Source organism: Sphingobacterium deserti (assembly GCF_000757725.1).
In the GTDB taxonomy this organism is placed as follows: domain Bacteria; phylum Bacteroidota; class Bacteroidia; order Sphingobacteriales; family Sphingobacteriaceae; genus Sphingobacterium; species Sphingobacterium deserti.
The window spans coordinates 18,059-33,967 of sequence record NZ_JJMU01000011.1; the positions used below are offsets into that span (position 1 = coordinate 18,059).

At 41.8% G+C, this 15,909-nt stretch carries 14 protein-coding genes; 7 read left to right on the forward strand and 7 right to left on the reverse strand.

What is annotated here, in order from left to right:
- The first annotated feature begins 68 nt into the window (after positions 1-68).
- From DI53_RS03640 to DI53_RS03650, 3 genes are all read left to right on the forward strand, one after another.
- Positions 69-542, forward strand: a complete 474-nt coding sequence (locus DI53_RS03640; protein WP_037495489.1) for a ribonuclease H-like YkuK family protein — start codon at positions 69-71, stop codon at positions 540-542.
- Positions 543-603: 61 nt separating this feature from the next.
- Positions 604-1,218 carry a nicotinamide riboside transporter PnuC gene (pnuC, locus tag DI53_RS03645; protein WP_037495492.1) on the forward strand — a complete coding sequence of 205 codons (615 nt, stop codon included), beginning with the start codon at positions 604-606 and terminating at the stop codon, positions 1,216-1,218.
- On the forward strand, positions 1,211-1,747 hold the full coding sequence (locus DI53_RS03650) for an AAA family ATPase (RefSeq protein ID WP_037495494.1): 537 nt from the start codon (positions 1,211-1,213) through the stop codon (positions 1,745-1,747). The genes pnuC and DI53_RS03650 overlap by 8 nt, the downstream gene beginning before the upstream one ends.
- Here the strand turns inward: DI53_RS03650 and DI53_RS03655 are convergent.
- Positions 1,736-2,203, reverse strand: coding sequence for a hypothetical protein (locus DI53_RS03655; RefSeq protein ID WP_131555165.1), 468 nt, complete (start codon positions 2,201-2,203; stop codon positions 1,736-1,738). The two genes, DI53_RS03650 and DI53_RS03655, sit on opposite strands and share 12 nt — an antisense overlap.
- A 322-nt stretch (positions 2,204-2,525) precedes the next feature.
- Positions 2,526-3,842, reverse strand: a complete 1,317-nt coding sequence (gene ahcY, locus DI53_RS03660) for an adenosylhomocysteinase (protein ID WP_037495502.1) — start codon at positions 3,840-3,842, stop codon at positions 2,526-2,528.
- A 222-nt stretch (positions 3,843-4,064) separates the two neighbouring features.
- Between ahcY and DI53_RS03665 the strand changes: the two genes are divergently transcribed.
- Together DI53_RS03665 and DI53_RS03670 are read left to right on the forward strand one after the other, a co-directional pair.
- Positions 4,065-4,475 (forward strand): BrxA/BrxB family bacilliredoxin, encoded by a 411-nt coding sequence (locus DI53_RS03665; RefSeq protein WP_037495505.1) that lies wholly within the window; start codon positions 4,065-4,067, stop codon positions 4,473-4,475.
- 91 nt (positions 4,476-4,566) lie between these two features.
- Positions 4,567-6,207 carry an amidohydrolase gene (locus DI53_RS03670; RefSeq protein ID WP_037495508.1) on the forward strand — a complete coding sequence of 547 codons (1,641 nt, stop codon included), beginning with the start codon at positions 4,567-4,569 and terminating at the stop codon, positions 6,205-6,207.
- Positions 6,208-6,371: 164 nt separating this feature from the next.
- Here DI53_RS03670 and lipA read toward each other — a convergent pair whose 3' ends face one another.
- The gene (gene lipA, locus DI53_RS03675) at positions 6,372-7,253 is read right to left on the reverse strand and encodes a lipoyl synthase (RefSeq protein WP_037495511.1); all 882 of its coding nucleotides are present in this window, start codon (positions 7,251-7,253) and stop codon (positions 6,372-6,374) included.
- 148 nt (positions 7,254-7,401) lie between these two features.
- Here lipA and DI53_RS03680 point away from each other — a divergent pair, with 148 nt between their 5' ends.
- Positions 7,402-9,651, forward strand: a complete 2,250-nt coding sequence (locus DI53_RS03680; RefSeq protein WP_037495514.1) for a glycoside hydrolase family 20 protein — start codon at positions 7,402-7,404, stop codon at positions 9,649-9,651.
- Between the two features lie 353 nt (positions 9,652-10,004).
- On the opposite strand, the gene DI53_RS03685 is transcribed toward DI53_RS03680, so the two are convergent.
- Positions 10,005-10,511: a hypothetical protein gene (locus DI53_RS03685; RefSeq protein WP_052072039.1), complete on the reverse strand. Its 507-nt coding sequence runs from the start codon at positions 10,509-10,511 to the stop codon at positions 10,005-10,007.
- Between the two features lie 267 nt (positions 10,512-10,778).
- Here DI53_RS03685 and carB point away from each other — a divergent pair, with 267 nt between their 5' ends.
- Positions 10,779-13,598, forward strand: a complete 2,820-nt coding sequence (gene carB, locus DI53_RS03690) for a carbamoyl-phosphate synthase large subunit (protein ID WP_037495517.1) — start codon at positions 10,779-10,781, stop codon at positions 13,596-13,598.
- A 162-nt stretch (positions 13,599-13,760) separates the two neighbouring features.
- Here carB and DI53_RS03695 read toward each other — a convergent pair whose 3' ends face one another.
- The 3 genes from DI53_RS03695 to DI53_RS03705 are packed head-to-tail and all read right to left on the reverse strand — an operon-like array spanning position 13,761 to position 15,738.
- Entirely contained in the window at positions 13,761-14,324 is a 564-nt protein-coding gene (locus DI53_RS03695; RefSeq protein WP_037495520.1) for a hypothetical protein, read from the reverse strand.
- Between the two features lie 18 nt (positions 14,325-14,342).
- The gene (locus DI53_RS03700) at positions 14,343-14,897 is read right to left on the reverse strand and encodes a stage II sporulation protein M (RefSeq protein ID WP_037495522.1); all 555 of its coding nucleotides are present in this window, start codon (positions 14,895-14,897) and stop codon (positions 14,343-14,345) included.
- Positions 14,881-15,738 carry a M48 family metallopeptidase gene (locus DI53_RS03705; protein WP_037495528.1) on the reverse strand — a complete coding sequence of 286 codons (858 nt, stop codon included), beginning with the start codon at positions 15,736-15,738 and terminating at the stop codon, positions 14,881-14,883. Before DI53_RS03705 ends, DI53_RS03700 begins: the two co-directional genes overlap by 17 nt.
- Positions 15,739-15,909: the final 171 nt, after the last annotated feature.

Genomic DNA, 15,909 nt, shown 5'->3' on the forward strand with positions numbered 1-15,909 from the left:
AAATTTAATATTAAATAAAAACACAATGCACTCTTTATCAATAAATTTATACAAACAATTTCATCATTATGGTTTGGCAAAAATACAATGGCGAAACAATTCGCTCGTCAATCAACGAGGCCGTTGAGGAAATTATTAAAGCGGAAACGCACATCGGGAACAAACTAAAGGTATATATCGGTACCGACTCACAGGTCAAGCGTGGGATTATCGAATTTGCTACCGTTATCGTTTTCCTTCGGGAACACAAAGGCGGATTTATGTTTATCCACCGCGATCGAAAAACGCAACGACAAAGCATCAAAGAGCGTATGCTTACGGAAGTTCAGAAGTCTATCGACATTGCCTACCTTCTGTGTCCACTTCTCGATCAATACCATATCGATCTGGAAGTACATGTCGATATTAACACCAACCCTAACTTTGAATCGAATGTAGCGCTTAAGGAAGCGATGGGCTACATTATGGGTATGGGCTTTCAATTTAAGGCTAAGCCGGAGTCATTTGCCAGTACGAATTGTGCAAATAAAATTGTGCAGTAACCTCCGAGGTTAGTCTCCTCCTTTTTAAATGAAAGTGTATCTTTAAAAGAATTTTAAAGGTATGCCTGAATTTTTCACCTCATTATATCAGCAATTTCTTACAACCACAGCCCTAGAATGGATCGCCACGCTATCAGGTTTTTTGTGCGTCTTTCTTGCTGCACGGCAGAATATTTTAAACTGGCCAATTAGTATCGTTAGTGTTTCCATCTACGCCTATATATTTTTTCAAAGCAAACTATATGGCGATACAGTCCTGCAGCTATACTTTCTATTTACCGCGTTTTATGGTTGGTACTATTGGTCGACATTAAATGCACATGATACCAGACCGATTCAGGTATTTACGATCCGTCAGATGTTTACAACCATCTTCCTCACCATCGCACTCGCCACTATCATAGGCAGCTCGCTCCGTGCTTTTACGGATACTGACGTGCCTTATGTGGATGGCTTTTGCACAGCTGTAAGCTTCGTCGCTCAATTTCTTATGACGAGAAAGGTGTTGCAAAATTGGTTGATGTGGGTAGTTGTCGATGTGCTTTACATTCCATTATACATACACAAAGATTTACTTTTGACTGCTATTCTTTACATTGCTTTTGCTATAATTGCATGGAATGGCTACCGCGCGTGGCGGCTCGCTTATAACAAACAGCACTCGAACGTTGAATAATAATTTAATCAAAAAAATTGCCGTGGTCGGGCCTGAATCTACCGGAAAGTCTACGGTAGCGAAGTTCCTTGCCGATCAATTTAACACCGTGTGCGTTCCAGAATACGCACGGTATTATTGTGAAGATTTAAACAAACAGTATACTTTACAAGATGAAGTAAATATGTATCATGGTCAGCGGGCGCTCGAGCATGCATTGCTGCCGCTTGCTCAAAACAATATGCTGGTTTGCGACACAACGATTCTAACCGTAAAAATATGGTGCGATCATCTCTTCGGCGACACACCTAAAGAAGTGACGGATGAAATTAAGAGAGTAAAATACGATTATTATTTATTGATGGACATTGATTTGCCTTGGGAAGATGACCCTTTACGAGACTTTCCTCAACAACGGGAACATTTTATGGCTGTGTGGAAAAAAGAACTGGATGCACTTGGTGCTTCGTATGACATTATTTCCGGAACGGGTCATGAACGATTAGACAACAGCTTACATGCTATAAATTCCATTTGGCTAACGAAATAATGCCGGACGTATTTTAAGATAATTCTTCATACCTATGATGTCGAAACTTCGGCGTCGTTCCAACACTCCAAGCAGAGCCTCATTATCCAGAACCAAATTTTTCTCATCAACGGTAATCTTGCATTGCCTGAAATAGTCTGGCTTTCCATTTACTTTGGAAATAAGATGTACGGTATAGTTCGATGGAATCAATATACGAACGCTATGATGATCCACGAGTTGATAAGACAGCTTTCTGCCTCCCTTATAAAGCCCCGCAAGTTTGTCTTTATCAGTTAAATCTGTCGTGGGTACGTATCGCAAATTAAGTAGCGATGTATCGGCAAGATCATTAAACGTAGCCTCAAATACAATATCTTTATCTGTTAAGTTTACGAGTATAATTGGATACAAAAGCGAACATGACGCTAAACAGAGCAGCGTCATTACAGGAAGGATAACTTTGCAAAATCTCATAGCTCAGAGGCGTAAAATGTATAATTACCACGAAGTGTGATGACAGCTGAAGACCACTCCAAAGGAAACTAATCTATTTTTCATAAATGCAAGATTGCTTCGTCGTCGTTCCCACTTATCGCGATGACGTTCAAAGTAGCTCTACATAAAAAAATGAGTCTTAACGAAAAAGTGTGAAGACCGCCGAAGGCAATGACGTTCGACTACAGCAACGTGATATAAAAACCACATCTTTCTAAGAAAGTGTGACGAAGCAATGTGCACGTTCACAAACGTAAAATTGCTTCGTCTTCCCTCCTTAGTGGTATCGTTTTGTCAGGATCTAGTATCGGTATGCTTCAGGCTTGTACGGCCCTTCGACTGTTACCCCAATATAAGATGCCTGATCTTCTGTTAAAGTCTCCAACTCCACACCGATATGTGCTAAGTGTAGGCGCGCAACTTTCTCATCTAAGTGTTTCGGCAAAGTATAAACCTCTTTGCCATATTGATCTGTATTTGTCCACAATTCAAGCTGCGCTAATGTTTGGTTGGTGAACGAGTTTGACATCACGAAAGACGGGTGTCCGGTGGCGCAACCTAAATTAACCAAACGACCTTCAGCCAACAGTATAACATCATTTCCATCAATAGTATACTTATCTACCTGAGGCTTGATTTCTACTTTTGTAGAGCCGTAGTTACTATTCAACCAGGCTACATCAATTTCGTTATCAAAATGTCCGATATTACATACGACTGTTTTATCTTTCATTGCTTTGAAATGCTCAGCACGAACGATATCTTTATTACCTGTAGTCGTCACAACAATATTTGCTTCCTTGACCGCATCAGCCATTTTCTTCACTTCAAAACCTTCCATTGCCGCCTGCAAGGCACAGATCGGGTCAATTTCCGTCACGATAACGCGCACGCCGGCTGAACGTAACGATTCGGCAGAGCCCTTTCCTACGTCGCCGTATCCTGCTACAACAGCTACTTTACCAGCCAACATCAAGTCTGTAGCCCGGCGTATTGCATCCACCAAAGACTCCCGACAGCCATATTTATTATCAAACTTGGATTTCGTCACCGAGTCATTGACATTAATCGCCGGCAAATGAAGTGTTCCGTTTTTCATGCGTTCGTACAAGCGGTGAACTCCTGTTGTGGTTTCTTCAGAAAGACCTTTGATGCCGTCGATCAATTCAGGGTATTTATCAAATACCATATTGGTTAAATCCCCGCCGTCGTCTAAAATCATGTTCAATGGCTGACGATCCTCGCCGAAAAACAGGGTTTGTTCAATACACCAATTAAATTGCTCCTCATTCATTCCCTTCCATGCATATACCGGAATACCAGCAGCAGCAATAGCAGCGGCGGCATGGTCTTGCGTGGAGAAAATATTGCATGATGACCAAGATACATCTGCACCAAGTTCGACTAATGTTTCGATAAGTACGGCGGTTTGGATGGTCATGTGTAGACAGCCAGCGATGCGTGCCCCCTGCAAAGGTTTCGACGCACAGAATTCGGTGCGTAAACTCATCAAGCCTGGCATTTCGGCCTCAGCTAATTCTATTTCTTTTCTTCCCCACTCCGCTAAAGAGATATCTTTAACTTTGTAAGGAACATACGTAGTTTCTATAGAAGACATAATATTTGATATTTTTGATTCACAAAAATAACCTATACTTCATTGATTTCAAAGCGATTTAAGGTTCATTAACTTCAAATCTGACATTATCTTGAGGATCGGTTCTTGACGAATGTACCACAATCTCTTACATTTGTACGAGAGAGAATGAAGATGAAAAGTTATTAGGGCTAAGTTCAGTAAATTCTCCTTTACCTTATAGCATATTTAAATAAAAAAGAGATGTATCCAGAATATTTAGTAGCTCCTATGCGTCAAGAATTAACCGATGCAGGATTTCAAGAGTTAAAAACGGTAGCAGATGTAGATACGGCAATTCCATCAGAAGGAACTGTATTTGTTGTTGTTAATTCTGTCTGCGGTTGCGCAGCGGCTAATGCTCGCCCAGCGGCTCGTTTCGCAGTTGAAAACGGCAAGAAGCCAAGCAAATTGGTAACGGTGTTTGCGGGTATGGAAAAAGAGGCTGTTGATAAAGCCCGCGATTACATGCTGCCTTATCCGCCATCTTCGCCAGCGATGGCACTTTTCAAAGATGGTAAATTAGTACATATGATTGAAAGACACATGATTGAAGGACGCCCGGCACAAATGATTGCCGACAACCTGATTGCAGCTTTCGACGAGTACTGCTAGTCATTAGATTTTGAATGTTGAATGAAGAGGCTTTCCTATTTTTTTGGAGAGCCTTTTTTCGTACTTTAGTTCTTTCCAAGCCTACCCATATATGAGGTTGTTATATATTTTATCGGTTATCGCCATTTTTTTCATACAAGCCTGTACCACGAACAAAGAGGTAGATCTTATCGTGTATAATGCGAAGATTTATACAGTAGATTCAAGTTTTACCATGGTGGAAGCGCTAGCGGTGAAAAATGGTGTATTTGTAGACATGGGGAGCTCCAAAGAAATACTCCGTAAATACAATGCAAAAGATAGCATCGATGCAGGCGGAAAACCTGTTTACCCGGGTTTTTACGACGCTCATGCTCACTTTTTTATGTTTGCAGATTTATTGGATCAAGTAGATCTAAACGGCGTGAAATCAGTAACTGAGATTATAGAGAAACTTCAAATATATCAAAACGCCCATCCAGACAGCAAATGGATAATCGGAGGTGGCTGGGACCAAAACTTGTGGAAAACAAACGGATACCCTACAAAAGATAGCTTAGATAAATATTTTCCAGAGACCCCCGTATTCTTGTCTCGCGTAGACTACCATGCGGCCTTCGTGAACAGTAAAGCACTCGAACTAGCACAGGTCGACTCCCTTTTCCAAGTTGAAGGTGGGCTGATCATTGCAGATAGTACTGGCGCACCAAGTGGGATTCTGATCGATAATGCCATGTCTCTTGTATCGCAGCATATTCCGCTTTCTGAAGAGCGCACACTCCTGTTAAGGCTGAGAAGAGCACAAGATTCTTTATTATCGGTAGGATTAACGACAATTGTTGACGCGGGCTTAACGTTGGAACAATTGGATTATCTGAAGAAGTTTTACGAACAAGATTCTTTGAAAATACGCGATTACGCCATGATTGCCGGCAATCCGCTTAGTATTGACCGCTATTTGAAAGAAGGTTTTTACAATTCTGAACGCCTTACAATCCGCTCTATTAAATTAATGGCTGATGGTGCCTTAGGGTCACGAGGAGCCTGTTTGCTAGATCATTATCAGGATGCGCCCACACGTGGTTTCTTGCTGCATAGCCCAGCTCAGTTTGATGAGGTGATTAAGAAGCTTGCCGCAACGGACTTCCAAGTCGCTACACACGCTATTGGCGACTCGGCAAACAGGCTGATTTTAGACAGCTATGGTAAACACCTTAAACAGCCTGAAGAAAGAAGATGGCGAATAGAACATGCGCAGGTAATCGCCCCGTCAGATTTCTCCAAATTTGACAAGTTTCATATCATTCCGTCGGTACAACCCACACATGCTACGTCGGACATGTATTGGGCGGCAGAACGCTTAGGAACGGAGCGTTTGAAAAACGCATATGCTTACAAGGAGCTGTTAAATCAGTACGGCATGCTGGCACTCGGCAGTGATTTTCCGGTAGAGCATTTCAATCCATTGTATGGATTTCACGCGGCTGTCGCGCGTGTGGACAAAAGTGGATTTCCGCAAGGAGGATTTCAGATTGAAAATGCCATAACGCGAGAAGAGGCGCTACGCGGAATGACCATATGGGCAGCCTACTCATGCTTTCAAGAGCGCCAACGTGGGAGTATAGAACGTGGTAAAGATGCAGATTTTGTGATCCTTGATGGTGATATTATGACCGCAACATTGGAAAAGATTCGCGCTATAAAAACACTGCGAACAGTTGTTGCCGGTAAAACAGAATTTGAAAGACGTTAGCAAGCTACGCGTTATTTATGGTAAGGTTGTATCCGTTTAAGTATTCCCGATACCTAACGACAACATACCCGAGTGGTAACTGTTGCTACTATCAAGGCATGCAATTAAAAAAGCCCCGACTTGATCAGTCGAGGCTTCAGTATAACTTTTCTATGTTATCGCGCTTACTGCATATCAAACAAATGTTTTTCAGCATGATAAGAAGAACGAACTAACGGCCCGGATTCTACATACTTGAATCCCATTTGCAACCCGATTTCCTTATATTTCTCAAACTGTGCGGGCGTAATCCATTCCACAACGGGATGATGCGCTTTCGTGGGCTGCAAATATTGTCCGATCGTTAAAATATGAACACCTACGTTGTATAGATCTTGCATAGCCTCAATAACATCTTCCTCTGTTTCGCCAAAACCAAGCATAATACCTGATTTTGTACGTAGACCTGCTTCTGAAATACGACGAAGACACTCTAGTGAGCGATCGTATTTTGCCTGAATCCGGACTTCGCGCGTCAACCTACGAACGGTTTCCAAATTATGCGAAACCACTTCCGGACGTACGGCAAGAACACGTTCTAAATTATCCCACTGGCCTTTAAAATCTGGAATCAATGTCTCCAAAGTTGTTTCCGGGCTTTCACGGCGAATAGCGTTAACAGTCTCCGCCCAGATGGTCGAGCCACCATCCTTCAGATCATCTCTATCTACAGAAGTGATTACACAATGCTTAACCTGCATCAGTTTAACCGAATCTGCTACACGATTAGGCTCATCCAGTTCCACGGCTTTCGGACGTCCAGTTGCCACGGCGCAGAAGGAGCACGAACGTGTACAGATATTTCCTAAAATCATGAAGGTCGCTGTGCCAGCTCCCCAACATTCACCCATATTTGGGCAATTACCGCTTTCACATATGGTGTGCAGCTTATGCTCATCAACCAGATTCCGCACATGACGATACTCTTTGCCCACAGGCAATTTAACGCGTAGCCAATCTGGTTTGCGCTGCGTTTCTGTTACTGGAATTACAGGAAGTTCAATCATAAGGCAAAGTTAATCATTATTCTCCTAAAATAGCGACAACTCGATTGTAGTTACAATATCATATTCTATCGCCCGATCAAAACGTAATGAATGTCGATAAAAAAATATTTGTGATATTTGTAAGATCAAACTAATACGAAAACTAGACATGCGAATTATCCCATTACTCTTGTTGATTTTATTGCATCCTTACTTTAGCAATGCGCAGAAAAATAGCTTAAACCTAATCCCGAAACCAAATAAAGTGCAATACGGCGAGGGAACGTTTCAAATACCGACAGATATCGCTTTGTTTACGACCGCTGATTTCGCAGAAGCAAGTTCCATGCTGGCGGAATATCCGCAGCTTAAAACAGCAGCAGTCGAGGTTTTGAAAAAGATAAACAAAAAACATCAGCATGGCGTTCGCCTCTTTCCGGCGGAGCCAGTGGACAAGATTGCTCCTGACGCTTATCGCCTGCAGATAGACGAATCAGGCATTCTGATAAAAGCAAACGATCAAAAGGCCATGCTGGGCGGCATCTATACACTTATTCAATTAGGTATGCTGCAGGAAAATCCGTTAATGCTGCCGCAAGTGACGATAGATGATAGTCCGCGGTTCGGCTACCGAGGGCTTCACTTAGATGTGTCTCGCCACTTTATGCCGCTATCATTTATAAAAAAATACATCGACATCATGGCGATCTATAAATTCAATCGATTTCATTGGCACCTCACAGATGGGGCGGGCTGGCGATTGGAAATAAAAAAATATCCAGAGCTAACCGACAAGGCCGCTTGGCGCACGCACCGCCACTGGAAAGATTGGATGGATAATGGTCGCCAATACACGGCCAAGGGCACGCCAAATGCAAGCGGGGGCTTCTACACACAAGAAGAAGCTCGTGAGATCATAGACTATGCGGCACGCAGAGGCATTACGGTTATTCCAGAAATTGAGATGCCAGGACACTCCGAGGAGGTATTGGCCGTATACCCTCATTTGGCCTGCTCCGAGAAGCCGTATACGCAAGGGGAGTTTTGTATTGGCAATGAGGAAACGTTCACATTTATGAAGAATGTATTAAACGAAGTACTGACCATATTTCCGTCCGAATACATCCATATTGGCGGCGATGAAGCGGAAAAGAAACATTGGAAAACGTGCGCGAAATGTCAAGCGCTACGAAAGGAAAAGGGATTCGAGAATGAGGAGGAACTGCAAAGTTACGCTATCCAGCAGATGGATGAATATTTACAATCGAAAGGCCGAAAGTTGATTGGCTGGGACGAAATATTAGAAGGGGGCCTGACCAAGGGCGCTACCGTGATGAGCTGGCGAGGAGAAGAGGGTGGAATAAAAGCCGCGACGATGGGTCATAACGTAATCATGACCCCTGGAAGCCATCTATACTTTGATAGTTATCAAACAGATCCGCGGACACAGCCCGAAGCGCTCGGCGGCTACCTAACAATTGATAAGGTATATTCCTACAACCCTATCCCAAAAGAGCTGGATAGTGAAAAAGCGAAACATATCTTGGGTGCACAGGCCAATCTTTGGACGGAATATATGCCCACCTATCAGCACGTTGAATACATGGCTTTCCCAAGGGCCCTTGCGCTTGCGGAAGTGAATTGGACAAATCAAGAGCTCAGAAATTGGATGGATTTCAAGCAGAGATTGCAGCACCATTACAAGTTGCTACAACAATTAGACGTAAATTATTACCGTCCTTCTTACAATGTTACTTCTGACATCTCTTTTAACAAAGAAAAGCTGAGCAATACAGTGACCCTGCATTCGGAACAGTTAACCCCAAATATCTTTTATACGACGGATGGCACCGAGCCTACAAGCCGTGCCACGCCATTCACAAACCCTATCGAGTTTACGACGACAGCGGTTATTAAAGCAGCATCGTTTATAGATTCAGCCCGCGTAAGTCCCATAGAGGAATTAAAATTGGATATCCATAAAGCGATTGGTAAAAAGGTGTTTTACAACAGCACCTGGGAAGGTTATCCGGCACAGAAAGAATTGACGTTAACAAATGGCGAAAAAGGTGGGCTTAGCTATCAAGATGGACAATGGCAAGGCTTTACGCAAAATTTTGATGCCTATATCGATATGGAGCGGCGTGAAGAGATCAATAAGGTTTCTATGCGTTTTATGCAGATTCCCGGTCCTGGCGTGTTCTTTCCTGGAGAGTACTTGGTATTGTTGTCCGATAATGGAAAGAATTACCGGAAGGTGGGTGCCATAACAAATCTGGAAGATAGCAAAGACCCAAAGTTGAAGTTTAAGACGTTCACAGTCACCCTAGAGAAACCTCAAATGGCGCGTTACGTAAAGGTAGTTGCTACGAATGTGAATAAAGGCTTTTTATTTACAGATGAGATTGTAGTTTATTAAAAGATCAAGTTGAGAGATGGGTCTATAAAGATGAAGCCCATACACAATCCCTTCCGCCATATGCCGCGGCAAGGGATTACTTTTGGAAGGAAAAAGTAACAAAACCCCGTCGCTGATTTTTGTTAAATCATCAGTGGATACTGCAAGAGCAAATTGATACATACGCAACAAAAATGAGGCGACATTGCCGCTAATTATGGAAATGTGCGATAAATATTACTATTTCAACACGCCTTTCTATATACTAAATACTATCTACTACAGTCTATTCCCGATACCCATTACTCCACTTAAAACAAAAAGGTGCGGTTTTAAAACACCGCACCTTTTATTTATTGCTATACGTCTCGTTACTAAAATACGTAGCGCGCTGTAACGCCACCGTTAAAAAGAAATCCGTTAATCCCTCCATATGATTTAACGAAGTGGGCGGTCGGTCTAACATCTGCTGAAAAGGCGAAAGGCGCATTTTTAAGTTTGTAATCAACTCCGCCGGTAGGAAATATACCTACGGAAATTCCACTCAAATCGTCATAGTCAGTAAAGGTGTTTGCAATTACTGCCCCGCCACCTACAAACCATTTAAATCCTGAAATGTTTGCAATTGGGAAGTGGTGTTGATAAGCACCTGATATCGACATATTTGTGATGCCGTCGTTATATCCGCTGTAAGAAGCACTTGGTCTAACGCCCAAATCAAATTCTAGCGCGCCCGGCGCGGAAATGAATGTTTTAAAGGCGACACCGACTACGTCATAATATCCGCCCCCTAGACGGATACCAATAGAATTCTTGTAATCCTGTGCAAATACGCCAGCTGTAAACAAAACGGCAACAAAGGCCAACATCAATTTTTTCATAAGTTGTAATTGAAATAATATAACAAAGTTTATTAATACATGTACTCAAAAGATCTGGCGCAAAAAAGATTTTACATCAGTAACAATCGAATAGTCAGGGCAAAACATAAATCGTGCCTAAAGTTTTAAAAAACACATAGATTTTAAATAAAATAATGTAACTTTGCACTCCGACAAAGCAGTCGGAATACCCTCCCATAAAAGGCATTTTTCATTGCTTTGTTCAGCACGACAAATTGAAAGTTAATTTTTTGAACAAGAAAAATAATGCCTAGAAACACCTCCATTAATTCAGTTTTAATCATTGGTTCGGGACCTATTGTTATCGGTCAAGCCTGTGAATTTGATTATTCGGGATCTCAAGCAGCGCTTTCTCTTAAGGAAGAAGGTATTAAGGTTTCCATCATCAATTCGAACCCTGCAACGATTATGACCGACAAGGTTATTGCAGATCACGTTTATTTGTTGCCGCTTACTTGCGAGAGCATCGAAAAGATCTTGCAAGAACAACAAATCGATGCTGTTTTACCCACTATGGGTGGACAGACTGCCCTAAATCTATGTATCGAAGCGTCCAACTTGGGCCTTTGGGAGAAATACGATGTTAAGGTAATCGGCGTGGACGTCGCTGCCATCGAGAAGACGGAAAACAGGGAAGAATTTCGTCAACTTATGATTGATATTGGCGTAGGTGTTGCTCCATCGAAAATTGCAAACTCCTTTTTGGAAGGTAAAGAAGCCGCGCAAGAAATTGGCTTCCCGCTAGTAATCCGTCCTTCCTACACATTGGCGGGCACAGGCGGTGGATTCGTTCACCGTAAAGAAGATTTTGACGCCGCTTTAAATAGAGGTTTACACGCCTCTCCTACACACGAGGTGTTGGTAGAGCAGGCCGTTTTAGGATGGAAAGAGTTTGAGTTGGAGTTGTTGCGCGATACGAATGACAATGTCATCATTATCTGTACGATTGAAAATTTCGACCCAATGGGTATCCATACGGGTGACTCGATCACTGTTGCTCCAGGAATGACCTTAAGTGACAAATGTTATCAAGATATGCGTAATCAGGCTATCCGCATGATGCGCTCCATCGGCAACTTCGCCGGCGGATGTAACGTACAGTTTTCCGTTAATCCGGAAAACGAAGATATCATCGCCATCGAGATAAACCCGCGGGTATCTCGTTCATCGGCATTAGCATCTAAAGCCACAGGTTACCCTATTGCTAAAATCGCTGCTAAATTAGCGATTGGCTACAACCTTGATGAGCTGCAGAACCAAATTACAAAAACTACTTCCGCATACTTTGAACCTACGCTAGACTACGTCATCGTAAAAATCCCTCGATTTAACTTCGACAAATTCAAAGGCGCTAATAAAGAATTAGGTTTACAAATGAAAGCCGTTGGCGAGGTGATGTCAATCGGTCGTACATTCATCGAAGCATTACAAAAAGCTTGTCAATCCTTAGAGACCAACCGTTGGGGTTTAGGTGCCGATGGTCGTCAATTGCGCAATCTGGAAGAAATTATGGACAGCCTGGAGCACCCTAGTGGGGATCGCATCTTCCATATCAAGGATGCTTTTGAATTGGGCGTTCCGTTGGAGTCTATTCGTAAGGTGACACGCATTGACAAATGGTTTTTGGTACAAATCCAGGAACTCGTTCAGCTTGAAACCGAGCTTCGTCGCTACCAGCTAAACAACATACCGCGCGACTTCTTCATGACCTTGAAACAAAAAGGATATTCTGACGCGCAAATTTCCTGGCTACTGGGCAATGTATCCGAAGATGATGTATATGCGCGTCGGAAAGAACTGGGCATCAACCGTGTTTACAAAATGGTAGATACGTGCGCCGCGGAGTTTCCAGCAAAAACACCTTACTACTATTCGACTTTTGAAGAGGAAAACGAATCAGTTGTATCCGATAAAAAGAAAATCGTTGTACTAGGCTCTGGGCCGAACCGCATCGGCCAAGGTATTGAGTTCGATTACTCGTGTGTTCATGGTCTTATCGCTGCGAAAGAATGTGGTTTTGAAGCCATCATGATCAACTGTAACCCAGAGACCGTATCGACAGATTTCAATATGGCTGATAAGCTTTATTTTGAACCTGTTTTCTGGGAGCATGTGCGAGAAATCATCGAATTGGAAAAACCAGAAGGCGTTATCGTTCAACTAGGTGGACAGACAGCTTTAAAGATGGCTGAAAAACTGGAGGCTCTTGGTGTAAAAATCATCGGTACATCATTCTCCGATATGGATTTAGCGGAAGACCGCGGCCGTTTCTCCGACTTGTTAAAAGAGCTTGATATTCCTTATCCGAAATATGGTGTTGCTACCTCTGCTGAAGAGGCATTGAAAGTTGCTAATGAGGTTGGTTACCCTGTCTTAGTACGCCCTTCCTATGTATTAGGCGGTCAAGGCATGAGCATCGTTATTAATGACGAAGATCTAGAGAAAGCCGTTGTTAATTTACTTAAAAACCTTCCTGGGAACCACATCTTGATTGATCATTTCTTAGATCGCGCGGAGGAAGCTGAATCAGACTCTATATGTGATGGTAATGATGTACACATCATCGGTATGATGGAGCACATTGAGCCTGCTGGTATCCACTCCGGTGATTCATCTGCCGTGTTGCCTCCATTTAGCTTATCGAATGATGTGCAACAGAAGATGGAAGAATATTCTATCAAGCTGGCAAAAGCTTTAAATGTTAAGGGATTATTAAACATACAGTTTGCCGTAAAAGGTGAGAAAGTGTACGTTATCGAGGCGAATCCTCGTGCCTCGCGTACGGTTCCATTTATCGCGAAAGCTTACGACGTTCCTTACATCAATATTGCTACAAAAGTGATGCTCGGTGCGAATACATTGAAAGACTTCACCATCGAACGTAAACTAAATGGATATGCAATCAAAGAACCTGTGTTTTCCTTCTCGAAATTCCCTGAAGTAGATAAGACTTTAGGACCAGAGATGAAATCGACCGGTGAAGCAATCCGTTTCATTAAAGATCTACAAGATCCATTCTTTAGAGAGCTTTATAGCCAAAAGTCTATGTTCTTAAATGCGCAATAAGGCCATCAAAAGCAATGTATGACTGTACAAGAGCTTCTTATGAAGATCTTGTAATACAAATCCCCGAAGTTCATCACTTCGGGGATTTTTTGTATTGTAAAGAATAGATGGGCGTTTATAAGATTCAAGAGGAATGAATAGTGAAACACAACCTATCTCTATTTAAGAAAAGCTCATCATCGATAGCAGGAGCAGCGGTAGTGTTATTGAGAAGAACAAAGTTATCCATTGAGAAAGCTTTAACGGCAGCTCTTTCTCTATTTCTAAAACAAAGATTAATCCTGCACCAAAAGTGACACAAAAGTCAAGGAGTTGTTGTATATGAACCCATTTTGTTGAGCTAAGTAATTCAGCTGAAGATTCCAGTAAAGGGTCTATAGACCTTAAAACATCATGATAATAATAAACATTAGCAATTTTCAATATATTATAGACTATAAAGACTAAACCTACTTGTGTTAAACCATCAACCAAATATCTCTTTTCGAGCTGCAAAGAACACAGCCGCGCACTAAAAAAAGAAATGATACCCAATACGGCCATATACGCAGGAATCAATGCTATATTAATGAGGATACTAATCGAGCTTGTTAATCTCGCGGTTCGTTTAAATACGTCATCGTCTACATCAGCGAGGAAACTTTCACTAAGAAACACCAGATACAAGACTTGAATAGAGCCCCAAACACAAAGTGTTACTTTAAATTCTTTATTAAATAGCGTCATAAAGAGTTTTTAGATTTATCATAAGTGAAGTCTATAAGCAAAAAACTCGAGGGGTGCAGCGATACTTATTAACAAAAATGGTAGAACAACAATCTGTTTAAATTTCTTGAGTTCGATAGTAAGCTTACTTACTGAAAAGTCTGCCTGAAGAAAATAGCTTATTGATTCCATTCTTATCAAGGTTAGCGAACCCGCTAACACAAAAGCTGTTATTTCAAATGGCCCGTGCCCCCCCAATAATACAATCAGCTTGCTGACACTAAAACCGATAGTCGTTGCTTTCTTGACATATAAACCAAGTAAAAAGCCATTAAAAATGAAACTGGCAATAGTATAAATTCCAAACGACAAAAAACCAAATACATAGATCGAAGTCAGATACAAATAGTTGTTAATTAGAATATTCAATATCGGATGTAGCTTCAATTGTAGCCCTAGATCTGTAATCACCATATTAGTCTTGGCGTTTGCACTTGCGCTTAGGGAAATAGTGAAGGCCAGTACACCTCCTACTATCCATGCGACAAAACAAATAGATACCTTTCCATATTGATAATTACAGTATGTCTTCATCTTTCAATTTGTTTAAACGTTGCTGCAGATTTGGGTGATAAAAATCGCTATGCGTAAGCGCTCGCTGCGTCAGCTGATCAAGATTTTGAAGCATTTGCGAATAGTGCTCTACCCCTATAATTTTTGCCGCATAATAATCCGCATCATATTCAAATTTTTTCATCATAGGAACTGGAATGAAATAGGCTAATAAACCGAAAATTGCTCCGCCAGCTATGATACACGAAAACTTCTCCGCGATGGTAAAGTCCATACTGCTTCTAAAAAAATACATTACCAGGGTATAATACATAAAAACTGTAAACAGATTATACAAGTAAAGCTGTAACAGATGTTTTCCTTTCAAATGCCCCATTTCATGTAGCAAAACCGCTTTTATATCTGTCTCGGTCAATTGTTCTACCAGTTGCTCACTCATAACTATTAGCCTAGAAAAAGGCAGGGCACCAAATGCATAGGCATTGATAAATTTGACCGGGCTAATAACTACCACAACCTGCATTTTTGTTTTTGCCAATATATATTGTTCAAAGAGCGCATTTCTATTTCTACTTTGGAGAGCGCAGAAGAATGGCTTTAAAATAGATTTATAAGAAGTGAATGAGGAAATTAAAATAATGGTGATAAAGTTTGAATCATAGCGCACACTCAGCATATACAACAAGCCAAATAAAATCGAAAAAAGAGCAAATTCCAACAAAGGAATTCCTCGCTTACCTTCATCTAAAATAGCACTGTCCATCGTCTTGCCAAACGCAAACGCTATAGCTTTTCCGACTGCCCATTGAGAGAAGCAGATCGAAAATCCGATGAAACATCCAATCAAAAAATGTAAAGCCATAAGGAGGAAAGCGAAGGCAGTACTGCCTTCGCCGATAATAGTTAATTACAATCCACCCAACACTGCGCCGGACAATGCTCCAATAGGACCCGCATATGCTCCAATACGTGCCCCCCAAGAGGCTCCTCGAATAGCCGTTACGACTCCCTGCGTTGTAGCAATAGCAACACC

Bases quoted from the DNA above. Each gene is read 5' to 3' on its own strand.
- lipA (WP_037495511.1), bottom strand. From the start codon at position 7,253: ATGATTGAACTTCCTGTAATTCCAGTAACAGAAACGCAGCGCAAACCA.
- ahcY (WP_037495502.1), bottom strand. From the start codon at position 3,842: ATGTCTTCTATAGAAACTACGTATGTTCCTTACAAAGTTAAAGATATC.
- DI53_RS03685 (WP_052072039.1), bottom strand. From the start codon at position 10,511: ATGAAAAAATTGATGTTGGCCTTTGTTGCCGTTTTGTTTACAGCTGGC.
- DI53_RS03655 (WP_131555165.1), bottom strand. From the start codon at position 2,203: ATGAGATTTTGCAAAGTTATCCTTCCTGTAATGACGCTGCTCTGTTTA.
- carB (WP_037495517.1), top strand. From the start codon at position 10,779: ATGCCTAGAAACACCTCCATTAATTCAGTTTTAATCATTGGTTCGGGA.
- DI53_RS03700 (WP_037495522.1), bottom strand. From the start codon at position 14,897: ATGAAGACATACTGTAATTATCAATATGGAAAGGTATCTATTTGTTTT.
- DI53_RS03680 (WP_037495514.1), top strand. From the start codon at position 7,402: ATGCGAATTATCCCATTACTCTTGTTGATTTTATTGCATCCTTACTTT.
- pnuC (WP_037495492.1), top strand. From the start codon at position 604: ATGCCTGAATTTTTCACCTCATTATATCAGCAATTTCTTACAACCACA.
- DI53_RS03640 (WP_037495489.1), top strand. From the start codon at position 69: ATGGTTTGGCAAAAATACAATGGCGAAACAATTCGCTCGTCAATCAAC.
- DI53_RS03705 (WP_037495528.1), bottom strand. From the start codon at position 15,738: ATGGCTTTACATTTTTTGATTGGATGTTTCATCGGATTTTCGATCTGC.
- DI53_RS03665 (WP_037495505.1), top strand. From the start codon at position 4,065: ATGTATCCAGAATATTTAGTAGCTCCTATGCGTCAAGAATTAACCGAT.
- DI53_RS03670 (WP_037495508.1), top strand. From the start codon at position 4,567: ATGAGGTTGTTATATATTTTATCGGTTATCGCCATTTTTTTCATACAA.
- DI53_RS03695 (WP_037495520.1), bottom strand. From the start codon at position 14,324: ATGACGCTATTTAATAAAGAATTTAAAGTAACACTTTGTGTTTGGGGC.